This window comes from Acidovorax sp. AC410 (assembly GCF_979253235.1).
The window spans coordinates 3459343-3474627 of record NZ_CEEDCG010000001.1; the positions used below are offsets into that span (position 1 = coordinate 3459343).

General features: G+C 65.9%; 12 protein-coding genes. 6 read left to right on the top strand and 6 right to left on the bottom strand.

The window, feature by feature from the left end; translation table 11 throughout:
* Nucleotide 1 precedes the first annotated feature (1 nt).
* The 5 genes from ligD to AC0IZS_RS16145 all read left to right on the top strand — a co-directional run bounded on the left by ligD (nt 2) and on the right by AC0IZS_RS16145 (nt 5622).
* Nucleotides 2-3439, top strand: coding sequence for a DNA ligase D (gene ligD / locus AC0IZS_RS16125; protein ID WP_471636519.1), 3438 nt, complete (start codon nt 2-4; stop codon nt 3437-3439).
* Nucleotides 3436-3867 (top strand): GFA family protein, encoded by a 432-nt coding sequence (locus AC0IZS_RS16130; protein WP_082608145.1) that lies wholly within the window; start codon nt 3436-3438, stop codon nt 3865-3867. Before ligD ends, AC0IZS_RS16130 begins: the two co-directional genes overlap by 4 nt.
* Before the next feature lie 515 nt (nt 3868-4382).
* Nucleotides 4383-4631, top strand: a complete 249-nt coding sequence (locus tag AC0IZS_RS16135) for a hypothetical protein (RefSeq protein ID WP_471636520.1) — start codon at nt 4383-4385, stop codon at nt 4629-4631.
* A 40-nt stretch (nt 4632-4671) separates the two neighbouring features.
* Complete coding sequence (locus AC0IZS_RS16140; RefSeq protein ID WP_471636521.1) at nt 4672-5349, top strand: glycosyltransferase family 2 protein; 678 nt, start codon at nt 4672-4674, stop codon at nt 5347-5349.
* 21 nt (nt 5350-5370) lie between these two features.
* Nucleotides 5371-5622: a hypothetical protein gene (locus tag AC0IZS_RS16145; RefSeq protein ID WP_471636522.1), complete on the top strand. Its 252-nt coding sequence runs from the start codon at nt 5371-5373 to the stop codon at nt 5620-5622.
* Nucleotides 5623-5761: 139 nt separating this feature from the next.
* Here AC0IZS_RS16145 and AC0IZS_RS16150 read toward each other — a convergent pair whose 3' ends face one another.
* From AC0IZS_RS16150 to treY, 6 genes are all read right to left on the bottom strand, one after another.
* Nucleotides 5762-5917: a hypothetical protein gene (locus tag AC0IZS_RS16150; RefSeq protein WP_179684605.1), complete on the bottom strand. Its 156-nt coding sequence runs from the start codon at nt 5915-5917 to the stop codon at nt 5762-5764.
* Between the two features lie 217 nt (nt 5918-6134).
* Nucleotides 6135-6752, bottom strand: coding sequence for a class I SAM-dependent methyltransferase (locus tag AC0IZS_RS16155; RefSeq protein WP_471636523.1), 618 nt, complete (start codon nt 6750-6752; stop codon nt 6135-6137).
* Entirely contained in the window at nt 6749-7543 is a 795-nt protein-coding gene (locus AC0IZS_RS16160; protein ID WP_471636524.1) for a PIG-L deacetylase family protein, read from the bottom strand. The genes AC0IZS_RS16155 and AC0IZS_RS16160 overlap by 4 nt, the downstream gene beginning before the upstream one ends.
* On the bottom strand, nt 7531-8544 hold the full coding sequence (locus AC0IZS_RS16165; protein WP_471636525.1) for an acyl-CoA dehydrogenase: 1014 nt from the start codon (nt 8542-8544) through the stop codon (nt 7531-7533). Before AC0IZS_RS16165 ends, AC0IZS_RS16160 begins: the two co-directional genes overlap by 13 nt.
* A 276-nt stretch (nt 8545-8820) precedes the next feature.
* Complete coding sequence (gene glgA, locus AC0IZS_RS16170) at nt 8821-10323, bottom strand: glycogen synthase GlgA (RefSeq protein WP_471636526.1); 1503 nt, start codon at nt 10321-10323, stop codon at nt 8821-8823.
* On the bottom strand, nt 10320-14930 hold the full coding sequence (treY, locus tag AC0IZS_RS16175) for a malto-oligosyltrehalose synthase (protein WP_471636527.1): 4611 nt from the start codon (nt 14928-14930) through the stop codon (nt 10320-10322). Before treY ends, glgA begins: the two co-directional genes overlap by 4 nt.
* 139 nt (nt 14931-15069) lie before the next feature.
* On the opposite strand from treY, the gene AC0IZS_RS16180 reads away from it, so the two are divergent.
* Nucleotides 15070-15264, top strand: a complete 195-nt coding sequence (locus tag AC0IZS_RS16180; protein ID WP_471636528.1) for a hypothetical protein — start codon at nt 15070-15072, stop codon at nt 15262-15264.
* The last annotated feature ends 21 nt before the right edge of the window (nt 15265-15285 follow it).

A 15285-nucleotide genomic window follows, 5' to 3' on the forward strand; every position in this document is an offset into this window, starting at 1 on the left:
GGTGCGCGTTGCGACCTGGAACATCAACCACGTCAACAAGCGCATAGAGCTGCTTGTCGATTGGCTGCGCCGCACGCAGCCTGACGTCGTCGCGTTACAGGAGCTCAAATGCCCTACGGCGCAGTTCCCCACCGCAGCCATCGAAGCGGCGGGCTACAGCGCCGTGGTGGTGGGCCAACGCGCCTGGAACGGTGTGGCCCTACTGTCTCGCGGGCATGAGCCTTTGCCGGTGATCACCACACTGCCCGGCGACACGGCGGACAAGGAGGCACGCTACGTAGAAGCCGCCATCAACGGCGTACTCTACGCCTGCTTGTACCTCCCCAACGGCAACCCGCAGCCCGGCCCCAAGTTCGACTACAAGCTGCGCTGGTTCGAGCGCCTGTGCCTGCGCACGCAGGAGCTGTGGGATTCTGGCTACCCCGTGGTGCTGATGGGCGACTGGAACGTCGTGCCGACCGACGCCGATATCTACAAGCCCGACACCTGGCGCGACAACGCGCTGCTGCAGCCAGAGCCACGCGCGGCGTACGCCTCCATCCTGGCCCAGGGCTGGACCGATGCCATCGAACAGGTACACAGGAAGGGCGTGCCCTTCACCTTCTGGGACTACCGCCGCAACCGCTGGGAGCGCAACGCCGGCCTGCGCATCGACCATATCCTGGCAGGGCCGATGCTCAAGGTGGTGGACGCCGGTGTGGACCGCGAGGAACGTGGTCGGGAAGGCGCCAGCGACCACGCCCCCGTGTGGGCTGAACTGGCGGTGCAGAAGAAGGCTCCCGCACGCCGCAAGACCTTAGCGGCAGCCAGCCCGGCACCAGCGAAGATGTCAAAGGCCCCGCCGGCATCGGCGCCGGACACCCCCCTCGCCAAATACAACGCGAAGCGCGACTTCAGCAAGACCGCAGAGCCTGCAGGTGTGCACAAGCCCACTAGGCGCGGCAAGAAGGCAGTCCCATCGGATGCGCTGCACTTCGTCATCCAGAAGCACTGGGCCTCGCGCTTGCACTACGACTTCAGGATGGAGCTGGATGGCGTCATGGTCAGTTGGGCCGTGCCCAAGGGGCCGTCGTACGATCCGGCCGCCAAGTCCATGGCGATCCACGTCGAAGACCACCCGATCGACTACAACACCTTTGAAGGCTCAATACCCAAGGGCGAGTACGGCGCGGGCAAGGTCATCGTATGGGACCGCGGCACATGGGAGTCCGTGGGCGATCCGCGCGACGGCTTGGCCAAGGGCAAACTGATGTTCAAGCTGCACGGCCAGAAGCTGGCCGGGTTGTGGGAGCTGGTGCGCATCTCCAAGCCCGGCGAAAAAAAGCAGGACCAGTGGATGCTGTTCAAGAAGCGCGGCGACGCATGGGCAAGGCCAGGCACCGAGTACGACGTGATCACCGCGCTGCCTGATAGCGTGGTGGACAAGCCCCTTGGATTGATCGAGGAGCGGGAGCCGAGGGAAGCTACAGCACCCCGGCGCACAAGCGCAGCGGACACCGACACCGCACTGAAGGCGGCCCGAAAAGCCAAGCTGCCCGCCAAGCTTGCGCCTCAACTCGCCACTCTTGTGTCCTCCGTGCCGGAAGGGGACTGGGTCATCGAGACCAAGTTCGACGGCTACCGCGTGATGGCCCGCATCGACGGCGACGACATACGCATCTTCACGCGCAACGGCAATGACTGGACCGACAGGCTGCGCCCCATCGCCGATGCTGTTGCCCAGCTGGGCCTGACCAGCGCCTGGCTGGATGGCGAAATTGCCGTGCTCAGCGACGCCGGCATCCCCGACTTCAACCGCCTGCAGAACGCCATTGACAGCGCCCAGGTTACCGACATCGTGCTGTTTGTGTTCGACGTGCCCTTCCTCGGCGACATGGACCTGCGCGCAGTGCCGCTCGCAGCGAGAAGGGCCGTGCTCAAAGAGCTGTTCTACGAACGTGAAAGCGACACCGTGCGCTTCAGCCAGTCGTTCGAAGTGCCGCCAGCGCAGCTGTTGGGCGCGGCTTGCCAGATGGGGCTGGAAGGCGTGATGGCCAAGCGCGCAGATGCACCTTATGTGTCCGGTCGCACCGACACCTGGGTCAAGCTTAAATGCCAGCACCGCCAGGAATTCGTGGTGCTGGGCTTCACTGAACGGTCTAACGCCACCAGGGAGGTGGGCAGCCTTTTGCTGGGCTTCCACGATGAGGGGCACCTTCGCCACGCGGGCTCGGTCGGTACGGGTTGGGATTCGGCTGCAGGCAGGGACCTGCACACCCGACTGACGAAACTGGAGGTGAAAACACCGCCGGTGAGTGCGGCGGAAGTCAAACCCGGCCGGTGGTCCAAGCGCCGGGCCGGCAGCGAACGGTGGGTGAAGCCGACCATGGTGGTGGAGGTCGCATTCGGAGAATGGACGCCTGACCAGCACATCCGCCATGCCGTGTTCCGGGGAATCCGCACGGACAAGCCGGCCAGCGAGATCGTTCGGGAGCGGGCCAAGGCGGCGCCAGCAAACGCGAGCTCCACTGCCGCCCCCGCGCCAAAAGCGAAGACGAAGGCCAGCAGCCTGAAGATCAGCAATCCAGAGCGCGTCATCGATCCCACGACTGGGCTGCGCAAGATCGACCTGGTGCGCTACTACGAGAGCATCGCCGAGCGCATGCTGCCGCACTTGAAGAACCGGCCTGTGTCGCTGGTGCGCGCGCCCACCGGCATCACCGGAGAGTTGTTCTTCCAGAAGCATTCCGAAAGCAAGATGCCCGGCGTCAAGGACCTGGACCCTGCCCTGTGGCCTGAGCATGCAGCGTTGTTGGCGGTCGATTCAGCGCAAGGACTGATCTCCGCGGCGCAGATGAATGCCGTGGAGTTTCACACCTGGAACTCGAAGATCGCGCGGATCAACCAGCCGAACCGGTTCATCCTCGACCTGGACCCTGGCGAAGGCGTGACCTGGCCCATGCTGCAGGAGGCGGCCGAACTCACGCGGGTGATGCTGACCGAGCTGGGGCTGGAGAGCTGGCTCAAGACCAGCGGGGGCAAAGGCCTGCACGTCGTGGTCCCTATCACCCCGAAGCTCTATTTCGATGAGGTGAAGGCGTTCTCGCAGGCCGTGGTCAAGCACATGGCCAAGGTCATCCCGTCCAAGTTCGTGGCCGTCATGGGCGGCAAGAACAGGGTGGGCAAGATCTTCATCGACTACCTGCGCAACGGGCACGGGCAAACGACGGCGTGCGCGTTCTCGGCGCGGTCACGGCCAGGCATGGGTGTCTCAATGCCGGTGGCCTGGGAGCAGATCAGGGAGCTCAAGGGCGGGGCGCAGTGGACCATCGCGACAGCCCGTGAATACCTGAGCTTCCAGCAGGAGGACCCTTGGCTTGGCTACTGGAAGAAGAAGCAGGCCATCACCCGCGCATCCCAGATGCTCAGTAAAACCATCCCCGACTTGAAACGATCATGACAAGCCCTTCATCGACATCGAAGATCCGCTCTGGCGGTTGCCATTGCGGCGAAGTGCGTTACGAGCTGCAGGGAGACGTGGCCAATGCCACTTTATGCCACTGCACGCTGTGCCGCGCGACAACGGGGGCGCCGGTGGTCGCCTGGTGCAGTGTTGAGGCGATGAATTTTCGGTTCACGCAAGGCTTCCCGCGCAACTACCGGTCAACGCCGCGTGGCATGCGCACCTTCTGCGCCAAGTGCGGCACACAACTGACTTTTCGTGAGGATGGGGAGACGTGCATTGACGTCACGACAGCCAGCTTGGACGATCCGAACGCAGAAGCCGTTTCCCCCCGAGACCAGACCTACGCGCGAAGCCAACTTTCCTGGATGGGTAGCTCGCATGCATTGCCTTACTTCAGCACCACAAGGCAACATGAACGATGAGCGAGATTCGTCCAGTCCGACAGGCATTCAACTGCAGTCTCAATGCCTAGCCCGACGAAAGGCTGTACCGAGGAACGATGCATCCGGGTCCGCGAGCTCCGGCGTTCCGGTCTGACCTTCAGAACCGGCCGATGTGCTACTGCAAGGGTCGGGTCTGACAATATGAATGACGCCCGCGAATTGGAGAACGAACTGCGTCTGACCAACCTCTACGCGTGGAGATCCGATTTGTAGCGCTGGCCTGCTTGCGCCGCCGGGAGCTAATTTTGCTTGCCGGCTTCGTCCCCGTGGGCGCGAATGCTGATCGGACTGGGCCTGCGCTGCGCAATGCGGCGCTGACGATACCCTAGCTGCTCGCCCGCGGCACCTCAACGCTGTTGATTGCCAATCTGCCTTGAAGGGCAATGCTGCTTTGCAGGCATGCGCCGCACCATGACATCTGCTGAGGGAGCCGTCCGACATGAAGCCCAGAAGGCAAACGTTAGCGTTGCTTCCATCACACGCAGGAGGCCGAAATGGCGACCGAACAGAACCATGCCACTACTTCTCGCAACTTGGCCGGCGAGTTTCCCCAACCTGTTTCGCCATGGGAGAACCGTGGGCTACTTTGGGCCGAAGTGGTGGCGACGGCAGCTTTTGCCATATGGCTGCTCATAGGTGGATTGGTTCCTGAGGAAATTGCCCGGGTCGAGGCGGGGGCCCGTGCGCAGACAGCGCCGTCAGCCATCTCGATTTCAGTCGCCGCAACCGAGGTGAAACCGTGACCGGTTTTGACCGTTTGCTCAACTCGCGAGGCGCCCGGCGATGATTGCGGTTGTCGTTCCCGCCCATAACGAAGAAGAACACATCGAGCAGTGTCTGCGCTCCCTTACTGTGGCAGCCCTGTGTCCCGCCTTGGCGGGCGAATCTGTGATCGTCATCGTAGTGCTCGACGACTGCTCTGATGGCACTGCTCGCATTGCCCGAGGGTTCGGGCGTGTTCGGGCCGTACAGAGTCGGGCTCGCAACGTTGGCGCGGCTCGGGCCATCGGAGCACAAGCGGCGCTGGCTACCGGGGCGCGATGGCTTGCATTCACCGATGCGGACAGTGAGGTGGCGCCCGATTGGATCAGTCAGCAGCTCGGGTTGCAGGCAGACGCGGTTTGCGGAACGGTACAGGTGCGCGACTGGGGCGCACACGGCGATGAGGTGCGTGCACGTTTCCAATCGTTCTACCAAGACTGCGACGGCCATCGACATATCCACGGCGCCAATCTAGGCATCACGGCCGACGCTTATCGGCTATCCGGCGGTTTCCTGCCGCTAGCTACGGGCGAGGATGTAGCCCTCGTACACCGCCTGCTGGAGCGGGGGCTGTCGATCGCGTGGACCGCCGCAGCGCGCGTGACCACCAGCCCTCGAAAGCATTTTCGGGCACCTGGAGGCTTTGGCGCCACGCTGATGCAACTGAGCGGAGCACTGGTGGCCTCTTCGGCATCCTGAACCTTAGCGGAGACCTCAACTATGGATGACTGGGTAGACTGGGTACAGTGGCCCGCTTTCGTGGCATCTGTGCTGGCTGCTTGGCTGGTCGGTTCCAACGACGCCAGTCGCCGCAACTTCGGGTTCTGGGTGTTCCTTGCGAGCAATGTCCTGTGGATGGCTTGGGGCCTATATACCCACGCAATGGCGCTTGTTTCACTACAGGTGTGTCTGGCTTTCATGAACATCCGGGGACTGTCCAAAACCGAAGACAAGAAAAATGACGGGGGCTAGCCGACGGCTCATGTGAGCCCAGTCATGGCATTTCGGTTTCTGAGCGTGAGGAGTGCAAGCCCAGCGCCTTGCGCCGGAGGTTGCGGGTGCACGAGTGCTCAGTGGAATCACTGCCAGGCGCTTGACTCCCCTCTATCGGCTACGCAGGTCTGTTCAGGCTGGACGCAGAAAGCGCGGCGCGGCCATATCCGGTGATTTCGCGAATGATTGCTGGGCCCGCCTTGCCCACTTCGGGTAAATCTGCAACCACCATGTCGGCCGCTGCTAGCACCCTCAGCTTGTCGATTTGTTCCAAGCTGCTCACTTCCAGTGGGAGCGACCCACGAGACAGTTCCCGCAAGTATTCCAACGGCATACCATCACCCCCCAAGTGTTCTCAGGCCTCGCATAGTAGCAAAGATGACACCCGAAAACGTCGATAAGATGCACAAAAGAGTACCGTCAGTCATGCCGGGATGTGGAAAGTGGAGTGCAGCGGCAAACGGGCAACGCACTGGCCGGATGACTTGCTACTACTCTCGGCGACCCTCTCGTTGGGCTACGCTCTGCAGCGTGCTTGACCAGATGTCCAGGCAGAAGTCCGCGTCACGCCATTGGGCCACACGCGGAACCTGAAGGTGCTGGTGCATGATCTCGTGCACGCGAGCCCCGCCCAACGGGAAGCTGTCGAATGGATGTAGCCAGTGACAGGAAGCAACGGTGGCACCCGAGCCAGAAGCGAGCAGAGTGGCGCGGCATCGCTGTGCTAGAAGCTCGATATCAGTCTCTTGAAGGTAGTACAGGAACTCGCCGAGCACGATCAGTTCGAAGCGCCCCTCAGGCCATTGGTCGGGCACCCAACCTTGTGCAACCTGGACGTGGGCAAAGGGCTTGAGCCGGTTGGCCGCGTACTCCACGGCTCGCACTGCTCCGTCCCAGGCCAGAAGTCGGTCGCAGCGCTGCGCCAAAGCCTCGGAAACAAAACCGCCAGCGCAGCCCGGCTCGAAAATGGATTCGTATCGCGAATGCGGCAAGCTGGCCAGCAACAGGTGACGCTTGCGCGCTTCATACCAGCTACCCTCGAAATGCCAGGGGTCAGGGCCCCGGGCGAACAGCGGATCGAAGAATTTCTGCGGGGCGGGTGCAGTCATGGCACAAAGAAGTATTCGGTGTTCCAACTCGCGCGGTCAACGATCTCCGGGTCCAGCACTGGGGGCAGGCTGGGCGAGCGGGGCATGAGCTGCGAGCGGTGGGAGGCCAGTGCGTGGAGCTTGCGCGCATGCGAGTCGCCATCAATTCCCACGCCTGCGAGGCGGGTCCAGTCCACCTGCGGATCCCAAGGCTCGGCCCAGTGCCACATCCACACCGGCGCCTCCAGCAGCGCGGCACCTTTGGCCTGGCAGGCTGCAGCGCAGGCACGGCCACAAGCTTCGTGGTCCGGGTGTCCGTCCAGGCGCCAAGTGGTCACGACCACATCCGATGGCTGAACCAAGTCAGTCAATCGGGCTTGCAGGTTGGCGGCTTCCCCGGTAAGCCCGCCGTCGGGCAGGCCCAGGCGTAGCACGGACTCGGTCGAAACGCCGAGGAGCTGCAGGCCGGCGGCGCTTTCGTGTCTGCGCTGCCGGGCCAAAGCCCGTGCATCGTTACCGTCCGCAGCGCGATGGCTGGCTTCGCCATCTGTCACCGCCACCACCAAGCAGGCGCCCCCGCGGGCCACGTGGCTGTGCAGCAGGGCACCGCAGGCAAGAATTTCATCGTCGGGGTGGGGCGCGACCACTATTAAGCGCTGCCATTTGCCCACCAACTCGCTGATAGACAATCGAGGGATGCGTTGCTCCTGCAGCCAAGACTCCCAGAACCGCGCGTCCACGCACGGCTCGCTAATGAGGCGAGTGGCCGGGCGGAGGCCCTCGGCCGCAGCGGGATGGTTCAGAGTGCCCATGGGTAGTTCTCTTGCGCCAGCACGGCGCTGGCAAGGGCCGCGTCGTCGCGGTCTCCGTGACTCTGTCGAATGAAAACCGGCAGGTCTGCCGCAGCGCGTGCAAACGCCGCGTCGCGGCAGTAGGGCGTAGCGCCCAGCGCGCGCCCGGTTTCCTCCAGCACGCAGTGGGCCGCAGCCTCTGCGGCTTGGCGTACACGCAGTGCCGTGGCCATCGCGTCCGCATCCGGGTTCGCATCGATCCAGGCGGCGCTCTCGCGCAGCAGCGCGGCCATACTTGCCAACACCCGATCCACCTTGCCGAAGGCTGCAGCGCGGTATGCGAAAGCCGGGTGCTCGCACGACTGACCGCGCATACCGCGATACAGGGAGTCGGCCACGGCCAGCGTGCCGCCAAACCAGCAAGCGGCAATGCCTGCACCGCCATGCCAGAAGCCGGGCCTGCGCAGGTAATCTCCAGGCGCGCCCACCAGTGTGGCAGGCGTGCCATCGAAAGCCACCTCGGCGCTCAGTGTGTCTGCCATCCCCACGGCCTGCCAGGATCCGGTGTTCATGCGGATGCTGGCGTGGTCAAGTTCGACGGCGACCAACTGGCTCCGGTCCAGCCCCGGCAGCCATGCGGTCAGCAGGGCGTGGCTGGCCCCCTGTGCACCAGAGCACCAGGCCTTAGCGCCGGACAGCTTGGCGAGACCGCTGTCGCCCTGTGGCAGAACTTGCACCCGCTGTCTAGGTACCTCGGCCGCCCAAACCGCCCAAGTCTCGTTGGTTTCGCGTCGATCATGGCCCAGCTCTAGCAGAATGGCCAGCGCATCGCAGTGCCCTTCATAAAGCTTCGCTAGTGACAGGCTGTGCTGCGCCACGTGACTCAGCGCCTGCCAGCGCTGCAGGGTCGCGCCCGAGCCCGGTACGGGCAAGCGAGCCAGGCCCATGCCCACCAGTTGCCGAAGCTGTGCGGCAACCGGCAGCGCTGTGAGACTGGACAAGGCCTGGGCGAGTGCAGACACGGAGGCCGTCGGACGGGGGTGGGCACAACGGTCGGAGACGGACATGCGGGCGTGAGGCTGTTTGTTCTTGACCCCGCCCAATTTGGCAGTACAGCTCTCAACAGATGGTAAGCAGGCGGCGCCCCCTTTTGTGGGACAGCCGCCTGAACTGATCGCGTGCGCGCGAGAGCCTCTTCGATCCACCGGAGCTATATCGTGTACGCGCTCGCTCGTTACCGAAACTCGTCTGACCCACGGCGGCGTTGGGCGCCTCAATAGTCAAGCACATTTAGGCGCTCAGCGCTTGGTTTCCATGCTGATAACGTTATGCACCGGCGCTGTCGAGAGCGACGGCTTCTGACTGAGCAATTGGGTGTACAGCTGCCCGTATTGCCGCGCCGCCGCTTCCCAGCCGAAGGGCCGCGCCATGCCCCGGCGCTGCAGGCCCTTCCAGAGCGCGGGCTGCGCCCAGGCCTTGAGGACTCGGTCCAGCGCCCGGTCGAATTCGGCCTGCGTGGGGGTGGCCATCATGAAGCCGGTTCCCTCGTCCAGGCCAGGGCCGGCATCGCTCACCGTGTCGGCCAGGCCACCGGTGGCCGTGACGACTGGCGGCGTGCCATAGGCCTGGCTGTACATCTGGTTCAGGCCGCAGGGCTCGAAGCGCGAGGGCATCAGAAAGCAATCGGCACCGGCCTCGATCTGGTGCGCCAGCGCCTCGTCGAAGCCCAGCGTGGCGTGGACCTGCCCCGGATGCGCTTTGGCGAGCGCTCGCAGCCCGGCCTCCAGCGGCTCCTCGCCCCGGCCCAGCACCACCAGTTGGGCCCCGCGTGACAGCAGGGCAGGGGCCCCCGCCAGCACCAGGTCCACCCCCTTCTGGGAGGTGAGCCGCCCCACCAGGCCCAGCAGCGGGCCTGGCGACTCGGCCAGGCCGCAGCGCTTGCGCAAGGCGGATTTGTTCACCGCCTTGGCCTCCAGGTTTTTCACCCCGTAGTTGGCTGCGATCAACGGATCGCTCTCAGGGTTCCATACCGTTGTATCGATGCCGTTGAGTAGCCCATGCAGCCGGCCGGCCTGGGCGCGCAGCACACCGTCGAGCCCGAAGCCCAGGGCCGGTTTCTGTATTTCTCGCGCATAGGTCGGGCTCACCGTGGTGATGGCGTCAGCGAACTGCAGGGCGGCCTTGAGCATGGACAACTGACCCCAGAACTCCACGCCCTCCATACCCCGGTATATCGGTGCGATGTCCAGCACCTCGCAGGCCTTCATGGGGAACACGCCCTGGAACGCCAGGTTGTGGACGGTGATGAGGCTGTGGGCCACACCCTGCTGCCCGGCGGCCCGCGCCTGGTGCAGATAAAGGGGCGCCAGCCCGCACGGCCAGTCATTGGCGTGCACGATGTCGGCGCGCCAGTCGCAGGGGCTGTGCTCCGTGCCGATCAAAGCCGCCACGCGGCTGAGCAGGCCGAAGCGCAGGGCCTGCTCGTGCATGGGCATGTGGGCCGGGTCGCCATAGGGCGTGCCGGCACTCGCGTACAGGGCCGGGCACGACAACAGCAGAAAGGGCATGCCGTCGGGCGACATCACCTGCAGCAGTTGCGCGGCCGGCCAGGGGCCGTAGGCGGGCACGGGCACGATCGCGTCGAGCGTGCCGTCGATGGCCATGCCGCCATACGCGGGCATGAGGATGACCACCTCGTGCCCCAGTGCCTTGAGAGCACGGGGCAGGGCGGCACTGACATCACCGAGCCCACCGGTCTTGACCAGAGGGGCGCATTCGGGCGTGGCGAACAGGATCTTCATAAAGGGGTATCTTGCGCCACCAAAATGGCAAAGGGCAGGCGGGCGCTGGCAGGGCCGACATCGCCCAGCACGTCGTTCAGGGAATGTTCCGCTGAATTGGCCAGCGTTTGACCGGTCATCCAGTCGAGCCAGCGGCCTGGGCGCGCCAGGGCCGGGTGGGCCGAGGCCAGGGCAACACGGGTGTCACCCCATCCGCTCTCGCCAAGGCCCAGCAGCAGGCGGGCGCAAACCACCACCACGGCCTGGTCCCCGCCAATGCGGGCAAAGGCCAGTGCGTGGGCCTGAGACGCGCCCTCCACGGCCAGCGGCAGGTACAGTGAATCGCGGAACAGCGCAGGCATCTCCCGGCGCAGTTGCAGCAGGCGCCAAGTGACCAGTTGCTTGGCACCGGGGGGCATGGCAGGGCTGTCGCCCAACAGCGCATGCCAGTCGGCAGGGCTCGGAAATTGTGCATTGCCCTGGTACAGCGCGCGCAGCGGCTGCAGCGAAGCGGCCAGCTCCGCCAGGTCCACGGGGCGGCGGTTGTCCGGGTCCACCAGCGAAAAGTTCCAGACCTCGCAGCCCTGGTAGATGTCGGGCACCCCCGGCGCCGTGAGCTTGAGCGCGAGCTGGCCCAGCCCGTTGCGAAAGCCATGGGGGGCGATGCGCTGCACGAAGTCCTCCAGCACGGTGACGAAGCGTTCCGTGGACAGGGCCTTTTCGATGTAATCGCGCACGGCCGCCTCGTAGACCTCGTTGGGGAAAAGCCAGTTGCTCATGAGCTTGGCCTCGCGCATGGCCTTTTCCTTGTAGCGCTGGATGCGCTGCACCAGCTCCTGGCGCTCCTGGGCGTCCGTGGCGTGGGCGGGCCAGATGCCGACCATGGCCTGGTACAAGCCCCACAGGTCGTGGGGCAGGGGCGATGCCTGGCCATCGATTTCGACTTCGAAGCGCTGGCCTGCCGCCTGCAGCGCCTGCACCGTGTCCTGCCAGGCATCGGGCATTTCAGACAGCACATTGAGCCGCGCGCGCACGTCTTCCGAACGCTTGCTGTCGTGCGTGGAGGTGGCCAGCAGTTCGTGCGGCAGGTGCCGCGAGCGCTGCAGGTTGCCCTGGTGGAACGCCGCCACCGAGACGCCGAAGCGCCGCGGCTCCGCCCCGACGTCGTTGAGCGAGACCAGCCGCACGTAGCGGTAGAACAGCGTGTCCTCGACCGACTTGGCCATCACCGGTGCCGTGAACTGCTGCCATCGGCGGATGAACCGCGCGCGCAAAGCGGGCTCGGCCCCTGGCTCGCCCTGCAGCACTGCCTGCAGATAGGCCAGCACGCCGCCTTCGGCAGACCCCAGGCGCCGGCGCGCGGCGCTGATGGCCCAGGCGATGTGCTGCCGGTCTGCCTCGCTGGGCGGCGCGCCGCCGGGTACCACGTAGGTGCGGTACACGGGGAACTGGGCTGCCACCTCCACCAGGGCCACGCGCAACTGGTTGCGCGTGAAGTCGCACACCGCGCGATCGGCCCGCGTGATCTTGCTCAGCGTGGCCACCAGCCAGGCCATGTCGCTGAACAGCGCCGTCTCGATGATCAGGCGCTTGCACTCGTAGGTGGCTTCTTCGAAGGGTTTCGTGTCCCCGGTGAACGCGCCATAGATGGCGTCGAAGCGCTCCTGCGCGTCCGCCGCGACGAACAGGCCGTTGACCAGGGTGCTGAAGCGGTAGCCAGTGCCGCCGTGCACCAGCCAGTCGGCAGGCAGCGGCTCGTGGTCGGCCATGATCTTCTCGACCACCAAGTACAGCGCCTGCGGCGGCTGCCCGCGGGCTTGGCGCTGCGCGGCATGGCGCTGCTGCAGCCGCTCGAAATACCGGGCCTGGTCGGCCAGGCCGTCGGGGTGGTCGATGCGCAGGCCCGTGACCTTGCCTTCGGCCAGCCAGCGCAGGGGCAGGGCGTGCACCGCCTCGAAGACCTCGGGCTCCTCCATGCGGATCGCCGCCAGGGCATTGATGTCGAAGAAGCGCCGGTAGTTGATGTCGTCGCCCGCCACGCGCCAGTCGGCCAGCCGGTAGGCCTGGGCCTGCAGCACCGTGTCGAGCAGGTCGAAGCTCGCGGCATCTCCCCTTTGCCCGTTGGCCCGAACAAGGCAGGCCTGCACCCAGTCGGGTACCCAGGGGTAGGCCTGCGCCATCTCGGCCAGCCGGCGCTGATACAAGGGGGCATCGCGCAGACGCGCCGCGCGCTGCTGCGGATCGTCGCTGCCCTGGGGCGGCACCTGGCCCAGCGCATCCACGAGCGAGGCCATTTCGGCCAGTTCCCCAGCCGGTGCGGCCGCCGGCATGGACACGGCCGTCAGCACGAGGGCGTAGCTGCGCGGATCGAGCGGAAACGCATGGTCCCAGTAGCCCACTTGCAGACGGCCTTGGGCGGCATCGAAGCGCAGCTGCAGCTCGCCCGCCTCCAGCAGCTTGCCATAGTGGTCGCCTAGCACCGGCAACAGCACGCGCCGGCCGGTCTGGGGGTTGGCCGGCTGCCATTCGATGTCGAAGGTAGCGGCATGCGGCGAGGCCTCGCCATGTTCGAGCATGCCCTGCCACCAGCGGTTGGACGGGTCCTCCACGCCCATGTGGTTGGGTACGATGTCAAGCACGTGGCCCATGCCGCGTTCGGCCAGCGCCTGGCACAGTACGGCGTGCTCGGCCTCGGTACCGATCTCGGGGTTGAGCACCGTGGGGTCCACCACGTCGTAGCCATGCATGCTGCCCGCGGCTGCCTTGAGGTAGGGGGAGGTATACAGGTGGCTCACGCCCAGCGCGTGCAGGTAGGGCACGACCGCAGTGGCCTGCGCGAAGGTGAACCCGCGGTTGAGCTGCATCCGGTAGGTGGACTGCGGCACGTCGGCCGATGCCAGCGGTGGCAGTTCGGCTGCAGGTTCGACCAGGGCAGCGCGGCGGGCACTGCCCACCGCCTGGCTGATGGCTTCGAAATACGGATCGCCGCTCACCTGCTCCAGCGGCACCGGCATGCGGTGGCGCCAGTTGGGGTAGCGGTCTTCGGTGGTGCCCGGCACGTTGAGCTGTTCGCGCTGGCCGGTCAGGTCCTCGAGCTGCACGCCCAGCAGCTGGCATGGCGTGCGTGCCAGAAAGGCATGTACGGCGGCGGCCAGTGCGGGTGTCATCTCAGGGGTGGATTGGGCGTCGAGCGTGGTGCCCTGTGGCAGCAGTTGCTGGGCGTCGAGGGCGGCCAGCAGGTGGGTGCGGTCCTGGGCGCGTGCCAGTTGGGCGCGCACCTGGGCATCGCTGTCACCGAGCCAGCCCAGCGAGTGCTGGATGGCGATGTCGTCCCCACCCCAGAAGCCCTTGAGCGTGGGCAGGTCGTGGGTGCTGACCACGGCCAGCGCCTGCGGCTGCCAGTCGGCCGGCGGGCGGAAGGCGCCGCCCTCCAGGCGTTCGAAGATCAGTGGGCGGTACGACAGCAGCGCATGCTCGGCCATGGCCTCGCGCATGCGCGGCGCCACATTGCCCAGGTCTTCGCCGATCACCATGCACTGGTGGCGGTGGCTCTCGATGGCCATCACCGCGACCAGCGCCTCCAGCGGGTAGCGCACGTAGGTGCCTCCCGCGGGGCTGTTCCAGTACAGCCGCATCAGCGCCATGGCATGGTCCATGCGCAGCGCGCCGGCGTGGCGCATCACGCTGGCCAGCAGTTGTCGAAACGGCAGGAAGCGCGCATCGCTGAGTGCCACGGGATTGACGGGAGGCAGGCCCCAATCCTGGCCCTGGGTGCTCAGGGGGTCGGGCGGGGCGCCCACGTTCATGCCCCGGGCATAGAGGCCGGGGGACATCCAGGTTTCTGAGCCGCCGTCACTGGCGCCCACGGCCAGGTCGCAGTACAGGCCCAGCGGCATGCACGCGCGCGCCTGCTCGAACGCCTGGCCCAGCTGGACGTAGGCCAGCCACTGCAGCCAGTACCTATACGCCACCGCATCGGCATGTTCGCGTGCGAAGACCAGTGCCGCAGCGCCTTGCGGGTCTTGCAGATCCTGCGGCCAGGCGGGCCAGCCCCAGACCTGCGGATCCCGCGCACCCAGGTTCAGCTGGATGGCCTCGTAGCGCGCATGCAGGCCCAGTGTCGCCTGGTGCTGCGCCATGAATGCATCAAACTCCTGGCCTCTTGCTGTGGCGGCCTCCCAGTGGGTGGAGCGAAACTCCTGCCACAGCAAGGCCAGAACGGGTTCCTTGAGCGCCACCACCTCGGCGTAGCGCACGGTCGGGCTGGCACGCACCTCGCGCAAGCGCTGCTGAAAGCCGCTGTCCGCTAAAAGGGCCTGGGCTTCGGTGCAGCAGGCAAATTCGGGCACAGCCGCTACGTCGATGTGCAGCACATTCAGCGCCAGTCGGCTGCTGGGGCTGTAGGGGCTTGCCTGTTCGGGGTGTTCCGTGCGCAGGGCATGCAGCGGGCTCACGCCGACGAACGCAGCACCCCGCGAAGCCGCCAGCCGGACCAACGTGGCCAGGTCGGTGAAGTCGCCGATGCCCCAGTTGCGCTCCGAACGCAGCGCGTACATCTGTGCGGTGATGCCCCACCAGCGCTCGCCAGACTGCAGGCCCTCGGGGAGCCAGCAGCGCCGGGGCGCCACGATGAGCAGCCTCTCGGCACCGGGCGAGTGCAGGAGGTAGTACCCAGAAGCCCAGCGTAGCAGGCAGTTCTGCGACGCTGCCGATCCCCTCCAGCAGTGCGGCCGCGTCAGGTTCCTCGGGCAGCAGTTGCCATGCGCCATGCGCATCCAGCGGCACCTGCGCGGCATGGCCCTGTTCCACCACGATGGGTTGCGGCGCATTGCCATCGGCATGCGCGCCCATGGCGGCCAGGGCCCTGGCCAGGACTTCGGGGCTCACGGTCAGGGTTTCGCCCCAGAAGCTTGCGTATTCGGTAGCGATGCCGGCGCGCTCGGCGCGCTGGTGCAGGTCTGAACCGAGCGCATCATGAACAGC